General features: G+C 35.4%; 11 protein-coding genes and 1 pseudogene. 9 read left to right on the top strand and 3 right to left on the bottom strand.

Features of this window, described 5'->3' with window-relative positions; translation table 11 throughout:
* Nucleotides 1-34: 34 nt before the first annotated feature.
* Complete coding sequence (gene larA, locus IGL42_RS07490; protein ID WP_002361999.1) at nucleotides 35-1,309, bottom strand: nickel-dependent lactate racemase; 1,275 nt, start codon at nucleotides 1,307-1,309, stop codon at nucleotides 35-37.
* Nucleotides 1,310-1,468: 159 nt separating this feature from the next.
* Here larA and IGL42_RS07485 point away from each other — a divergent pair, with 159 nt between their 5' ends.
* The 5 genes and pseudogenes from IGL42_RS07485 (at nucleotide 1,469) to larE (ending at nucleotide 5,571) form a co-directional block, all read left to right on the top strand.
* Entirely contained in the window at nucleotides 1,469-2,125 is a 657-nt protein-coding gene (locus IGL42_RS07485; RefSeq protein ID WP_010710262.1) for a Crp/Fnr family transcriptional regulator, read from the top strand.
* Nucleotides 2,126-2,143: 18 nt separating this feature from the next.
* A complete protein-coding gene (gene cbiM / locus IGL42_RS07480) occupies nucleotides 2,144-3,130 on the top strand; it encodes a cobalt transporter CbiM (protein WP_002361997.1) in 987 nt (328 codons plus the stop codon).
* Nucleotides 3,130-3,915, top strand: coding sequence for an energy-coupling factor transporter transmembrane component T family protein (locus IGL42_RS07475; RefSeq protein ID WP_010710263.1), 786 nt, complete (start codon nucleotides 3,130-3,132; stop codon nucleotides 3,913-3,915). Before cbiM ends, IGL42_RS07475 begins: the two co-directional genes overlap by 1 nt.
* Before the next feature lies 1 nt (nucleotide 3,916).
* Complete coding sequence (locus tag IGL42_RS07470) at nucleotides 3,917-4,630, top strand: ABC transporter ATP-binding protein (RefSeq protein WP_002361995.1); 714 nt, start codon at nucleotides 3,917-3,919, stop codon at nucleotides 4,628-4,630.
* 105 nt (nucleotides 4,631-4,735) lie between these two features.
* A pseudogene (larE, locus tag IGL42_RS07465) lies at nucleotides 4,736-5,571 on the top strand (ATP-dependent sacrificial sulfur transferase LarE).
* A gap of 184 nt (nucleotides 5,572-5,755) precedes the next feature.
* Here larE and IGL42_RS07460 read toward each other — a convergent pair.
* Both IGL42_RS07460 and IGL42_RS07455 read right to left on the bottom strand, forming a co-directional pair.
* Nucleotides 5,756-7,678: an FUSC family protein gene (locus IGL42_RS07460; RefSeq protein WP_010710265.1), complete on the bottom strand. Its 1,923-nt coding sequence runs from the start codon at nucleotides 7,676-7,678 to the stop codon at nucleotides 5,756-5,758.
* Between the two features lie 108 nt (nucleotides 7,679-7,786).
* Nucleotides 7,787-9,244, bottom strand: coding sequence for a helix-turn-helix domain-containing protein (locus tag IGL42_RS07455; RefSeq protein ID WP_010710266.1), 1,458 nt, complete (start codon nucleotides 9,242-9,244; stop codon nucleotides 7,787-7,789).
* A 227-nt stretch (nucleotides 9,245-9,471) separates the two neighbouring features.
* On the opposite strand from IGL42_RS07455, the gene IGL42_RS07450 reads away from it, so the two are divergent.
* The 4 genes from IGL42_RS07450 (at nucleotide 9,472) to IGL42_RS07435 (ending at nucleotide 14,090) form a co-directional block, all read left to right on the top strand.
* Nucleotides 9,472-12,132, top strand: coding sequence for a bacterial Ig-like domain-containing protein (locus IGL42_RS07450; RefSeq protein WP_010710267.1), 2,661 nt, complete (start codon nucleotides 9,472-9,474; stop codon nucleotides 12,130-12,132).
* Entirely contained in the window at nucleotides 12,108-12,467 is a 360-nt protein-coding gene (locus IGL42_RS07445; protein ID WP_002357216.1) for a hypothetical protein, read from the top strand. Before IGL42_RS07450 ends, IGL42_RS07445 begins: the two co-directional genes overlap by 25 nt.
* Nucleotides 12,460-13,011 carry a hypothetical protein gene (locus IGL42_RS07440; protein WP_002357217.1) on the top strand — a complete coding sequence of 184 codons (552 nt, stop codon included), beginning with the start codon at nucleotides 12,460-12,462 and terminating at the stop codon, nucleotides 13,009-13,011. Before IGL42_RS07445 ends, IGL42_RS07440 begins: the two co-directional genes overlap by 8 nt.
* A 98-nt stretch (nucleotides 13,012-13,109) precedes the next feature.
* Nucleotides 13,110-14,090: a DUF916 and DUF3324 domain-containing protein gene (locus IGL42_RS07435; protein WP_025191810.1), complete on the top strand. Its 981-nt coding sequence runs from the start codon at nucleotides 13,110-13,112 to the stop codon at nucleotides 14,088-14,090.
* Nucleotides 14,091-14,188: the final 98 nt, after the last annotated feature.

Below are 14,188 nucleotides of genomic sequence, written 5' to 3'. Positions count from 1 at the left end.
ACAACGCTCCTTATTCCTGATTTCTCAAGGATCATTATTCTACAATGACAGACAAGCCATCTCGAATCACAGTCACTTTTGCATTTAGACCTTCTCTTTCAAATGCTCGCTCTAACGCTTCATCAAACGTTTTTGCTATTTCCATATGCATCGAAGTGATAAGCTCAGGATCAACAAGATCTGAAACAAAAATTATATGATGATGAACTAAAATTCGCGCTAAAATTTGCGAAGTCCATTGATCTGGCACGGTTTCTAATCGTGGTGTATGGATGGCTGCTTCTAAAAATTCGTTTGGATTTTTAACATTGGCAATATTTTCATAAAAACCTTCACCACCGTGACCATCACGACACCCAGCGACCATAATAATGACACCGCCGTCTTTATTGGTTGCTTCTGCAGCGGTCATCCCTTTAACTGCTTGATAAATGTTTTGATCAAGTGGAAATCCGCCATTCGTTGAAACCGCAATGTCGCAAGGTATTTTTTTGACACGGGCAATTTCTTTTACAAAGTTACAACCAACTTTATGCGCTTCAACCATATCGCCTGCAAAGGAACCAATAATTTTTTTGTCACCATCTAAAACGACATTAACAATAAAAGCTAGATTCGCTTTAGCGGCAGCGTAGACCATATCATTATGAATCGGATTATCCGTTAAATTTCCTGTCCGTGAGTTGGAGGAATCAATAAATTCTCCAGAATGGTTAGCCATGATGGTTTTATAAGAAGCAATTCCAGGTAAAACAGATTTACGTCCACCAGAAAATCCTGCAAAAAAGTGTGATTCAATAAATCCTTCGGCTAGCAGTAAATCTGCTTCTGCTGCAATGCGATTAATGATACAATCGCCCCCTGAAGGTAGTTGACCGATTTTGACCATTGAGGAATCATCAGTAGAGATATGCATAACGATTTCTTCATTCTCTACAATCGCTTTACCATATTTGCTAATCAGTTCTTCTCGTGTAGAAGGGCGATGAAAGCCTGTAGCAACTAAAATCCGGATTCTAGCTGTTTTGTTCACTGAACGAATTCTACGCAAAATAATTGGGGTGATAATATGTGAAGGAACGGGACGTGTGTGATCGGAACTAATGAGGACAATGTCTTTTTTACCCTTAGCTAATTCTTCTAATGGAAGGCTTCCAATAGGATTGTCCAGCGATTTTTCGACTGTTTCTTTCTCAGTATATGGATTTGAAAAATGTTCAGCTTTTGATTCGAGAAGCCCAATAAAATTTTTATCGGGAATTCTTGCAGTAATCATTTTCTTGTCATAAGGTAGGTTAATTTCTACCATAGCAATCATCTCCTAAGTAATATTTTACGAGACTAAGTATAATGAAATTTAGGAATCACACAGTCCTTATTGTGGGTAACATTTGCTAACAAAAGGTTGGTGAGAGTGTTTATAATAGTTAACGAATCAAACAGAAACTTAGTCAAAGGAGTGACAATTATGGAGTCAGATTATCTTACAGCTTTCTTAGATAGAAAGAAGACACCGATTATCAAAAAAAAACGCCATACTTATCTCGCTTATCATGGATTGGAGGAAGCGTACACCTATGTATTAAAGAAAGGGGTCGTTAAGACGAGTATTATTTTAAAGGATGGACGAGAATTTAATCTGTCGTATATTGTGTCTCCTGACATTATTTCATTGTTACGTGATGAAGTATCAAATTATACATCTGCTCCTTTTAATATCCGCATTGAGTCGGAAGAGGCTAGCTTTTATCGGATACCAAGGACTGTATTTTGGGAATATGTTAAAGAAGATGCTGTTCTTCAAGATTATGTACGGGATTACTACCGAGCAAAATTATCGGAGAGTATTAGTTCCTTACAGAATATGACAATGAATGGTAAGAAAGGGGCTGTTTGTACTTTTATTTACCAATTAATTGATTTGTTTGGTGTACAGACAGAGGAAGGAATATTAATTGATTTTCAAGTAACTAATGAGGATATTGCGGGGTTTTGCGGGATTTCAACGAGAAATAGCGTAAACCGAATTATCCATGATTTAAAAGAGGAAAAAGTCATCGATATCAAAAAACAAAAAATTGTGATTTACGATCAAAGTTATTTAGCTGATTATATTGATCGATAAGATAGGAGTCTGACGAACATGCATATTCCAGAAAATTATTTAAGCCCACAAACTTGCGCAGTGATGGGCGCGATTATGGTACCTGTCTGGTACCGCGCGGTAAAAAAAGTTGACGTTCAAATTAAATTAAAAAAAGATACAGGGACCATGTTAGGGATTTCCTCCTCCTTGTCATTTTTAATAATGATGTTTAATTTGCCAGTACCTGGTGGAACAACTGCGCACGCTGTTGGGGCTGTTCTCATCGCATTATTGATGGGACCTTGGGCCGCGACGCTGTCTGTTTCGGTGGCTTTACTATTACAGGCTTGTTTATTTGGTGATGGTGGTATATTAGCTTTTGGTGCAAACGCCTTTTCTATGGCGTTTGTGATGCCATTCGTGGGATATGGAGTTTATAAGCTAGTTACGCGTGTAAAAAAATTTGAAACAATGGGTCTTTTCTTAGCTGGGTATCTTGGTGTAAATGTGGCGGCATTTTCTACTTCTGTATTATTAGGTATCCAACCCTTACTATTCCATGAAGCGAATGGTACGCCACTTTATAACCCATATGGTCTTTCTATAACTATACCAGCAATGATGAGTGTCCATCTGTTAGTAATAGGGATTGTTGAAGGTCTCTTCACCGTGTGTGTCTATAATTTTGTAAAAAGTGTGTCAAAAGATGCAATTTTTATCGAAGAAAAGAAGAAAAGGACTCCGTTGTTGCGATTAAAGAGACTGTTATTGGTCATGGTAATTTTATGTCCATTAGGTTTGATTGATCATGCCACCGCTTGGGGTGAATGGGATTTATCTGAATTAGTCAAGAATTTAAAACAGAATCATTTGCCTGCGGTACAACCAAAAGGTATGGTGAATGGTTTTTCATTTCATGCACTTTTCAGTGATTACTTTATTCCAGGACTGCCATTAGCACTTGGCTATATTTTAAGTGGCGTAACAGCCATAATCGTTTTTTTACTCATTTTTCGTTTATTTAATGGAAGAAGGCAAAGTTGATGCCTGAATGGATGAAAGAATCTTCCACGTCCTTTGAACCTAATAAAAAAGAAACCTTTATGCTTAAAAATCGAAAAGGAATCCTTTTTTTATTAAATAAATTTCAGGTGAGCGGGAAACGCAATAAGACTATTCTCAGTGATATACACCCAGCAATTCAACTGATCAGTACTTTTTTACTAATTGTTTTAATCAGCACAACACAAAAAGTTCTTGTTTTGTGGCTCGTAGGCATCTACCTAGGCATGTTACTTTTAGTTGAAAAACCAACTATTCTACGAAACATTGTCAAAAAAGCTAGTATCCTCATTTTGATGCCGCTGATTATCTATTTACCGATCTTTTTTTTAGGTCAATTTAGTTTATTATTTATTGTTCATTTGTTTTTTTTAGCTATAGTGATTAGTCAATATATGGAAACAACCAACATGAATCAATTTATAGTAGCATTAAAAATCTTTCATTTTCCGAATATAATACTTTTACAATTAGATATTACGATTAAATATATCTTTTTCTTTGGAAATCTCTTAATCCAACTGCTTGCCGCTGTAGAAGCTAGAGCAGTTGGTGGGAATATCCAGTTGAGTACGGGTAGTAATTTAATCAGTCTTATCTCTTTAAAATCTTTTACGTATGGGAAAAAGTTGGACATGGTGATGGAAGCAAGAGGATATACTGGTCAATATTATCGAGTAAAGCAACCATTAAAAACGAAAGATTTTTTGGTTAGTATTGCCTATCTTTTATTTTTCGGGGGGTTGCTTTATTTAGGGAGGAACTAATATGTATCGAGTAAATCATTTGGTTTATCGCTATCAAACGAAGCCTGTCTTTTCGCCTTGTAATTTGGAAATAGCCAGAGGAGAATATCTGGTTTTGATGGGAGATAACGGCAGTGGAAAATCCACTTTTTTAAATTTGCTCGCAGGTTTTTTAAAACCTTCCGAGGGAACGATTTATTTTATGGAACAATCATTAACGGCCTGGAAAAAAGACCCTATTCATAAAAAAAAGTATTATGCTCATTTGGGTATATTATTTCAAGAGACGGACACACAATTATTTAATGCAACAGTTTATGACGAATTGGCATTTGGCCCTAGACAGCTCCAACTATCCGAGCATGAAACAGCAAAAAGAATTAATGATTGTTTGAATTTATTAAAAATTACCCATTTAAGCAATCAAGTGCCTTATCAATTATCGGGAGGAGAAAAGAAAAAAGTGGCTTTTGCTAGTCTGTTAGTAATGAATCCAGACGTGTATTTATTAGATGAGCCGTTTGCTGGGTTGACAAAAGAATCGGAAAAATTATTTAAAAAGATAATAAAAAATCTGCATCAACTTGGTAAAACAATTATCCTTTCCACCCATGACTATTTGAGTATTTGCGAGGAAGCTGATTCCATTTTATTGTTTGATTCGGCTGTCACAAGGTACTCAAAGGAAGAGATAGAAGCCAATGCTAACTTGTTACAACATTTAAAACGGTATTAAGTGTACAAATATTGACAATAATTGATACTATGAATCGTGATTTTTTCTAATGTGGAGATGTCTATAATTAATTATGTAAAAGAAAATCAATAGGAGATGGTTTAAATGTCTGTCATGAAAACGAAAGAACAAAATTTAGTTCGCGAGTTACAAAAAATGGATAAGTTGGCTGTTGCATATTCAGGTGGAATTGATAGCTCTTACTTGCTAAAAAAAGCTTTGGACACTTTAGGTGCTGAAAATGTACTTGCGGTTGTTGTAAATTCAGAATTATTTTCTGATGATGAGTTTGATAAAGCGGTCGATTTAGCTAATGGATTGGGAGCAAATGTGTTAGGCCTTGAAATGAGCGAATTAGCGGATGATAGAATTGTTGCAAATAACCCTAATAGCTGGTTCTACAGTAAAAAATTATTATATAAAACTATTCGTTCGGCTATTCAGAAAGAGGGATTTGATGTTCTGGCCGATGGGATGATTATGGATGATAATACTGACTTTCGTCCTGGATTAAGAGCAAGAGATCAAGAAGGGGTCATCAGTCCGCTACAACAAGCTAAATTATATAAAATTGAAATACGTCAACTTGCTAAAGACGCAGGTATTTCCAATTGGAGTAAAGTTGCCTCATGTAGCATTGCTTCAAGAATTCCTTATGGCATTAAGTTAACACGCTCAGCTATTGATCAAGTATTTGCTAGTGAAAAATATTTACGGGAAATAGGTTTTCCAATTGTCCGTGTCAGAGCACATCATGATTTAGCACGGATTGAAATTCCAGAAGACAAACTTTCTCTGTTATTAGAAAACAGAGGAAAAATTGCAGATTATCTTAAAAAACAAGGATTTAATTATGTAACTTTTGACTTAGAAGGATTTAAATCTGGTCGAATGAATGATATCCTCACAGAAACTGAAAAAAAGTTTTTTGTGAATGTTAGACAGATAAGTTTATAAAATTGAGTCGGTGTAACGGAGTCAGGACAGGGGTATTCCGTTACAAAAACCAAGTTTTCTGCTCGATTAGGTCGGTTGTTTTCATTGATTACTCTGCCAGTAGTTTATTAACTTTTAAGCCTAGGAAAAATTCCCTTTGGATTTTTCCTAGGCTTTTTGTCTATTTAATCATTTGATATTTGCTAAAAAGAAATTAGCTGTAGAATTTTTTAAGATTACCAGTGATTGTTCAATTTGAGGAAAATAAATGGATTGTTTGGACTGGTTGATTAGTCGATTATTTTGGGGATTCGTGAGTGAAAGTATTTGCTGTGAATAGTTAAATAACTCAGTGTTTAGTGTATCCGGCTTAACTGGTGCTAATTTTTTTAAGTAGTGTTGTGTTTTCATAAGTTCTAAAAGAAGCTCTTCCATAGCAGTTTGCATTTCCAACAGTTGATCATTTAGTTGTTTTTGTTGCATTAAGCTTTCAGCAGAGGCATCGTTACTATAAATAGGAGATTCAAGAACAATTTCTTGAATAGAATAGTTTACTCTACGTTGTACTCGATAAGCTAGTACCCAAGCATCACTTGGTAACGTGGTCTCTTCATTGATTAACGCTAGCAAAATAGAGCTGATCGTTTTTGACCAACTATTGATATTTTTACGTAATACTTGACTATGCCATGTTGGGAAAATAAAAAACATAACAAAAGCAATCAGCGCACCAATAATTACATCAAAAACTCTTGTATAGCCTGCAGAACTACCACCTAATGTGAAAGTTAACCAAGTGGTCACACTTAGCATTAGAAATGCTTGACTTAATTTACGGACGGTTTCATACAATATAACTAGCAAACAAGACAATAGCATTGGCCATAAAGGATTTAGGTTTGTTAAGTTAGCAATTAATTGAGACAAAAAGATGCCTAAACAACCACCTAAAATAGAACCAATAGTTCTTGAAGTGATTTTGCCGAGTGTACCATGATAACCTGGCATAACCATCAAACAACCAGAAATAACTACCCAGAATTCGTGATTAGCTAAAGGCAAAGGGTACATGTAATTAAGTATAAGCGAACAAAAATGACACACTAAACCTGTTAAAGCTAAACGAATTGCGAATCTAGCAGAGCTGCCTTTGTAAGAATGAAGGATCTCTGTGGCTTCTGCAAGTCCTTCTTTTGTGGGTAAGAAAGATTTAAATGAGATTTTTTTAAAGGATTGTTCGTTTTGTATCAAAAGGATTGCTGATTTTATTTCGGTGTTTGCTGAAGCAAATTCTTGAAGAGGCAGGGTTAATTGTTCTCCTTTTAAAAAGAGTAGAATTGCTTTTAAAGCAGGAAGATTTTCAGCTGCATTGGTTGAATCTAACGAGCCTGCAATTGCATCTGCTTGTGAAACCAAGGGATAAATCCATGGTGTTTTTTGATGATTGACCCATGGCATCGTTTCAACAGATTCACGTACTTTTATTCTGAAATGGACATAGCGTGCGGGTTTTCCTTGTGCTAATAAATATAATTGCTCATATAAATCGGCTACTAATTTTCGTGCTTCATTATTTTGCGGCTTAGAATAAAGACAATAGAACAAACAAAGGATGGACATACCTAAAATTATTGCACCCAGACCTTCAAAAGTTTGACCAATAGACAAATTGCCTTTTAATTGCGCACCAGCTAGTAAAGAAATGGTCCCAAAGAGACATCGAATATACAGACCAATACTAAAGTTTCTTACAATCCCTGAAAAATACAAACCAAGGACGAATAATAAAATAATGAATATACTTGACGACTGTAAAAGTATCCCCAGACTGGCACCAAGAAAAATCATTAAAATACCATCTATGGCACTTCTTTGTGGAGAGCTATATCGTGGTAAGACACAAATTACAGTGCCCAAAAAGCTACCAACATTTACTAAAACAAAAGCGAAAGGAAAGACTATTGTTAGAACAGCACCAACAGCATTTGCAATAATGATACTAAGAACAAGAGCAAACCAGTTCTGTCTTGTATCAAAAGTTAGTATAGGACGACTATACGCCCAAGACGATTCTAAGAAGACCTCAAAAAATTTTTTGATAGATAATTTCACAAAACATTCCTTCTTTAAAAATTTATTAGAAGCTAAAAAATTATTCCTCTGCTAGTATACACCTCTAAAATTTTTTTTCAAATTTGCTCTTTTTAAGAAAACTCACAATTATAAGCCAACATTAAGTTTAGCCATATATTTTTGTTGAATAAATTCTGTAAGCTCATGCCAACTTTCTTCATTTTCAATGGAATCTAAGTAGAAAATATCTTGATTAGAAGTAGCTTTTTCGAAGGAATCTGTGATGATGATATCCGCATTTGTGAAGTCTTCGGTAATAGAGATTGCGTTTGTATTATATAAGGAGGATAACCGTGTTTTAATAAAATAACTTGCATAAAAATCTTTGATAATTTGTAAATAGATTCTCACTTGTACTTTTTTTTCGGACACAGACAATGTGTAAAGCAGTTGACTGAGTAACTCTAAATGCGTTTCTTGGTGAACTAATTTTGCCACCGTTCGTTTTATTCGATTAAAGTATGCCACATCTGACGGAGTACAAATTTCTGGCTGCGGTAGATAAAGTGTTAAAAAAGTATAATAATTGCCCTCCGTTAAAAAGTACCAAGCATTAAAAATAGAAAGATAGTAAACGTATTGATAATCATGCTGATTTGTCAGTAAGTAGGCTACTTGCTTAAACAATTTTTTTGATAAGACACAATAAGGATGGTTAGATTCTATAAATAATTTTTCTATTTGTTTCGTTTGCTTTTCCGAAAAGATATAAGGGATAAAAATGCGAGATAAAAAATTAAAGTATAAAATTTCAGTTTTTCTTGTTTCGCATTGAATGTCAGCGAAAGAGTGTTCAAGAAAAAATAAAGTCACATGACTGTATTGATTGATCAGAATAAAAAAAGAATGCAGGTTTTTAGAGTGCGGCATCTTTAAGAAGTTTTGTGCACTTGTTCTAGTTTTAAATATCGCATATAAAATATAAAACGCTCTTTTCTTCATTCGGACATTTTTATAGGATCGTTCAAGAAGTTCATCGGGTAGACTTTTTTTTATTTCTTCAAGACTTATTTTAGAAAAAGGCCAAGCCAATTCTTGAAAGGAATCTTGTAGGAAAATGAAAGAAAACACTCGAATCGATAATTCATTGCCAGTTAATTGATAAATACCCTTAATACTAACGATTACTATATCAAAAATTTTAAAAAAGTTATTCAGTTGTTTCGTGATTTTTACCAGATAATGTTCAGAAATATATAAAACTTTAATTAATTCGTTTTTATCAATGGAAGAATGTGTGACCAATTGTACGCAATAATTAAATTGTACATTGTTTTTTAAAAGATTGAGTTTTAACGTGTAGGCGTATTCGACCGCGCTTTTTCGGTACGCTGGATTTACACAAACAATGCCATTATTGTTAGAGACAATAAAATGTTGGATTTGATAAGTATCCTCGAATTCTTGATTTATTTTTATCAGATTTTCCTTGACCGTTCTTTTTGAAATTTTTAAATTGGAAGAAATTTCATTTAATGACGTATGAGCTCGCTTGACTATATAAAATAAAATTTCTAGCTCATTCGTTAGGTAGGATGGAAACATGTTATGGACCTCCAAAAGTAAAATTTAGGTTCATTGTAGTCTACTTTCTTTAAATTTTTGTATTGATATGTTAACACAAGCGCAATAAGAAGCGGCCATCACAATTAATGTACAGCCTTATACATTAATTGTGTGTGGCAAAGCAATTTCAATGTTGATAAGCTAGCAGTAGTTAGAATAATTATTATTTAGTTTCTAATTCCAAAAAAGGTCAAGGTGAGTAAGCAATGAAAAAAATCAACGAACAATTAAAAATGAAAATGCCAATCTACAAAAGAAAAAAAAGCATTGCTTATTTCTTTTACTCTTGTCTACTATTGGTAACGATTTCTTGTTTTTTGAGCTTGCACTTTCAAGAATGCAAGGCAGCTTCACTCTATCAAGCGGGAGGGATAGCCATTGATTTGAGAACTGATTTACCTTATGGAATGGAGATAAGCCATGACGGTGGTGGTGGTCCTGATGGATCATTTGGAGGAAAATTACACGTAAAATTATACGGAACAGTGGACACTTCTCATACAGAAGCATTGAAGTTTCTTTCTTTTGGTACTGTAGGAATGCAATATGGACTGATGTTTCATTTGCCAGAAAATATAAGTGCAGATAATTTTAAAGCGGCTTATGACAAGGCTTTTGCGGATAATCCAGAAAATTTTTATTCAATTAGTGGACAAAAAAACACACAAATACCAATTGTTAACACAAAAGGAATGCGGACGTTTAACGGTTCTTCAGAAGATGGTTCACCGGGATGGGGTGATCCTGATCAAGATTATAGCGGAATTGATACTGAGCATCAGGTGATGTTTTGTGAACGGGGGGACACTATTAATTTTTCTTTTACTAAACTTTATGAAATTTGGCGACATGAACCTGACAAATCGGCCATAAAATTTGAACTTCATTTTGATTTAGATGTAGCTACTTTAATGAAGGATGGCGATTCAAAGGATTATTCCCTCAATAAAAATTTAACGAAACATCGCTTACCAGTATCAAATGTTTTGTCGGATGGCACTGAAAGTGATCAATTTTCGTTGTCGGCAGATTTTTTTGGTCGAACTTACGAATCAGATACAACGAATACGGTTAATCATAATTGGATATTGCTTAGTCCGGACATGTGGTTACGTGCGACAAGTTTAGCGGCAGCAGCAAAGCAAGATCCAAATAATTTGAATCATCAAATTATCACTGGAATCACTGGAAAAGTGGCTACTTGGTCTTCTTATATCTCGCCATGGGACAGCGGCGATAAAGACAATCCATTATCCAATTACAATACCCAAGATGCCTCTAAATATCCTGAAATACCTGAAAGCAAAACGATGTTACCAGGGGATTTTTTATCACCAAAGTTTACGATGAACCAAAGACAAGACAATCCGCTTAATTGGACAGATGGGTATGTTGCTCAACGGTTTGCGCGCGTAGTTAATTTTCATACTCACACAGTTGATCCTAAGGCCAATGTGAATGTCTCTTCACAACAGCAAAACGGGTTAACAACTTATTTGTTTAGTGGCAAAGATGGTTGTGGGCTGCCGTTAGTCAATCCGCCAGGAACGGATTCTTCAGAGCCCACAGATAAAACATATATGCGCGTCACAACAGATCCATACCAAGTGCCAAGTTTAGAAAAGGCAGCTTTTGTTAAAGGTCAAACAACATTTCACCCGCAACAAAAGATACCAGTAGAACTAACCGTTAAGGCTCCGACAACTAGAAAAGTTCAGATTGAAGAAAAAATTTCAGGTGCTGTCCAAACTGATTTTCATAAAATTGGGGAGCAAGATTTAAAAAATTTACCAGTCACAGATGATTGCGTTAGTTTTAACTGTTTAGCAGATGCTTTACCAACTTCAGGAGATTACACATTAACATTTAGAATTCTTGATGTTGATGATACATCTAAAAGCTACTCAAATGAGAAAAGTTTAGCTGTGCACATTGATCAAGCGCAAATTAAAGTTAAATCTCAAGATACGGTTTATCAATATACTCAATGGCAACCAGAAAGTGAAGTGACTAGCCTACAAACACCAGATGGTAAAAAAGGTGATTTTCGAGACGTAAGTGTCACCATATATAAACTGGACGGAGAGCAAAAGGTCCCAGTAGATGCGGTGGATACAAAAGTGGTTGGTAAATATGAAATTGATTATAACTACCTAGGATTAGAGGCGCAGACTGCACTAGAAGTCATTCCCTCTTCAGCTCATATTGGTGCACATAACGGCAGCTTTTCTGTGGGGACGCCCTTCGATCCAAAACGTCTTTTTGATAGTGCAACAGATAATGATGGACAGTCCATTCCTTATAGTAAGATAACGATTCGCTATACGCCTAAGCAGGTAAACGATGAAGTAGCGGGCATCTATAGAATTACTTATGATATCTCTAAAATAGTAGGTTTTAGTAAAAGTGTTACTGTTGATTGGACCTACTATTACTCTAATCGTCTAGACTTTTATCACTTATCTGAACAACTAATGCCTTTTGAGAACGTAAAATTTAATGGCCAAGATCAAACACAGACATTAAAAAGTTGTGAGATGAACATTGAAGATACGGGGGATCCTAATCGGACAACTGGCTGGCAGCTTGAAGTAGTCTATAATTTAAATGATCAGAAAACACAAGCGTGGAAAGACGCAGGGCTTGATCTCACGCTAAATCCAAAGTCAGTCGATTATGTAACAACTGAGCAAAATATCATGGTTAACGATGAGCAACAATTAGTAGCTGGCGTAAGTAACCAATCTATCAAAAATAAAAAAGTTTTGACGAAATTACAATTATTGCCCACATTAACTATTTCAAAAGTCACACCTGCTGATAAATATGAAGCTCAGTTAATTTGGAACTTAGAAGCAACACCGTAAGGGAAGAGGGAATAGCTGTGAAATGGTTTATCTATGATTTATTGTTTGTTGCCTTTATTCTCGGTTTGCCAATTCAAGCACAAGCTGAAGACAAGACAGCTGACGCACAAGCTGGCACAAAAGTCATGGTAATAGTGAAAGAGAGTGAGGATATTGTTCCACATCCCAATGAGCTTATACCGCAGACTAACGATATGCCAACTTCACGAGGACAACCTAATTTTTTACCAAAAACAAACGAGATTACGTCTCAAGAGACGATTTTAGGAATCGTGGTACTCGTAAGTACATTAATCGTCGGACTTTATAAAGAAAAGAGGAAAAATAATGAATAAAAAAATAATTGGTTTAACTGTCACTTTAGGAACGGGGATTTTTTTAATTGGTCAACAAACTGTAAATGCGGCTGATAATACCAATACCACAGCGAATGTGTCGGTTTTGGGTGGCGGATTAACCATTACACCATTAGCACAAATTAACTTTGGGACGGTGACAAAAGACGGCCAAGATCATACGCAACCAGATCAAAGCAAGTCGCAACTTATCATTAATGATAATCGTGGGACAACGAATACAGGTTGGTATCTGACAGCGAATTTAGAAGATAAAGGAAAAGGTGTCACTGGCTTAGACGGAATGACACTTCATTTAGACACTAAAAAACCTGACGGATCTTCTGAAAAAGGTACCTTTACGGGCGTTGATTTAACCACAGATGCTTCAACCATTATTTCGCTAGATAAAAGTGATATCCGTTTATCAGACACTGTCACGACAGCCGATTTAAATGCAACGTTAAATATACCTAAAAGTATTGCTGCAAATACCTACTCTGGGACCATCGTCTGGAATGCCATCGATGGAGCACCCGCCTAAGAATTTAACATAAAACGATGTAAGAAAACGAGGCAGATAAATTGAAAAGAATTTTAAAGATACTTTTTATATTGACTATTCTCTGTTTAGGTGGAGCGATGCGTGCCTGGGCAGAGCCGTCTAATACCAATAGTTCAGCAACAATTGACAATGCGAATGCGTATACAGTCACACCCGTTTTCGGAGCAACTCAAAATAACAAAACCAGTAATTTTTTTGATATGACATTAACTCCGAAACAAAAAGATACATTCAAATTAACGATAACCAATACTACGCCGAACCCTCAAAAATTTAAAGTTCAGGTAAATACAGCAACAACAAATAGTAATGGGATAGTTGACTATACAAAAAGTAGCTTTGAAAAAGATCCATCGATGAGTTTGGTACTTAGTGATTTGATTAGTCCCAATAGGAAGGACATTAGTGTTCCTGGTAAACAATCACAAACGATTGATTTTCAAATAACGATGCCAGAAAAGTTATTCTCAGGAATTTTATTAGGTGGAGTGACGATTCGACCTGTAGAGATAGCTGGGGACCAAAGCAAGGGTGGGATTCAAAATGTTTATATGCATACGATTGCTATTCGGGTGAATGAAACAGCAGAGACCATACCTGCAAAATTGGAAAGTGGTTCTGTTAAAATTGGGCAAATTAACCGCCACAATACTGTTTCGATGGAAATTAAAAATCCACAGCGGAAGTTATTGTCAAAAGTCGAAGGAGATTTTTTTGTTAAAGAAAAAGGAACAAACAAAACGATCATTCACGAAAAGAAAAATAATCTTAGTTTTGCACCAAACACAAGGTTTGACCTACCTATTTTACTGAAAGATTCGTTTAAACCTGGAGACTATACCTATATCATTAAGCTGAAAAACCATGAGGGGAGCTGGACGTTCTCAAAAGATTTCACGATAAACAAGAAGCAAGCTGATCAGTATAATAAGCATTCTGTTGATCATAAAGCCAAAAACCTTCACTGGCTTAAGTACCTCATGGCCTTTTTAATTCTAGTTATTTTAGGTACCGTCTGCTATATCTTGGGAAAAAAGAAGGGAAAAACGAGGTTGTAAAACCTGCCTTTAAAATAGTTGACAATTATGCAGAAAAAATCATGCCAGTATGAATTATCTATGACATAAGGGAAGAAGGGCTGTCTAGCAAGGATAAA

The sequence above is a fragment of the Enterococcus sp. DIV0712 genome (assembly GCF_050554855.1).
Taxonomy (GTDB): Bacteria; Bacillota; Bacilli; order Lactobacillales; family Enterococcaceae; genus Enterococcus; species Enterococcus faecalis.
This window is presented reverse-complemented; position numbering and strand designations above follow the sequence as displayed.

What these genes read in the sequence shown, in the direction of transcription:
- larA (WP_002361999.1), bottom strand. Translation starts at nt 1,309, where the DNA reads ATGGTAGAAATTAACCTACCTTATGACAAGAAAATGATTACTGCAAGA.
- IGL42_RS07485 (WP_010710262.1), top strand. Translation starts at nt 1,469, where the DNA reads ATGGAGTCAGATTATCTTACAGCTTTCTTAGATAGAAAGAAGACACCG.
- cbiM (WP_002361997.1), top strand. Translation starts at nt 2,144, where the DNA reads ATGCATATTCCAGAAAATTATTTAAGCCCACAAACTTGCGCAGTGATG.
- IGL42_RS07475 (WP_010710263.1), top strand. Translation starts at nt 3,130, where the DNA reads ATGCCTGAATGGATGAAAGAATCTTCCACGTCCTTTGAACCTAATAAA.
- IGL42_RS07470 (WP_002361995.1), top strand. Translation starts at nt 3,917, where the DNA reads ATGTATCGAGTAAATCATTTGGTTTATCGCTATCAAACGAAGCCTGTC.
- IGL42_RS07455 (WP_010710266.1), bottom strand. Translation starts at nt 9,244, where the DNA reads ATGTTTCCATCCTACCTAACGAATGAGCTAGAAATTTTATTTTATATA.
- IGL42_RS07450 (WP_010710267.1), top strand. Translation starts at nt 9,472, where the DNA reads ATGAAAAAAATCAACGAACAATTAAAAATGAAAATGCCAATCTACAAA.
- IGL42_RS07440 (WP_002357217.1), top strand. Translation starts at nt 12,460, where the DNA reads ATGAATAAAAAAATAATTGGTTTAACTGTCACTTTAGGAACGGGGATT.
- IGL42_RS07435 (WP_025191810.1), top strand. Translation starts at nt 13,110, where the DNA reads ATGCGTGCCTGGGCAGAGCCGTCTAATACCAATAGTTCAGCAACAATT.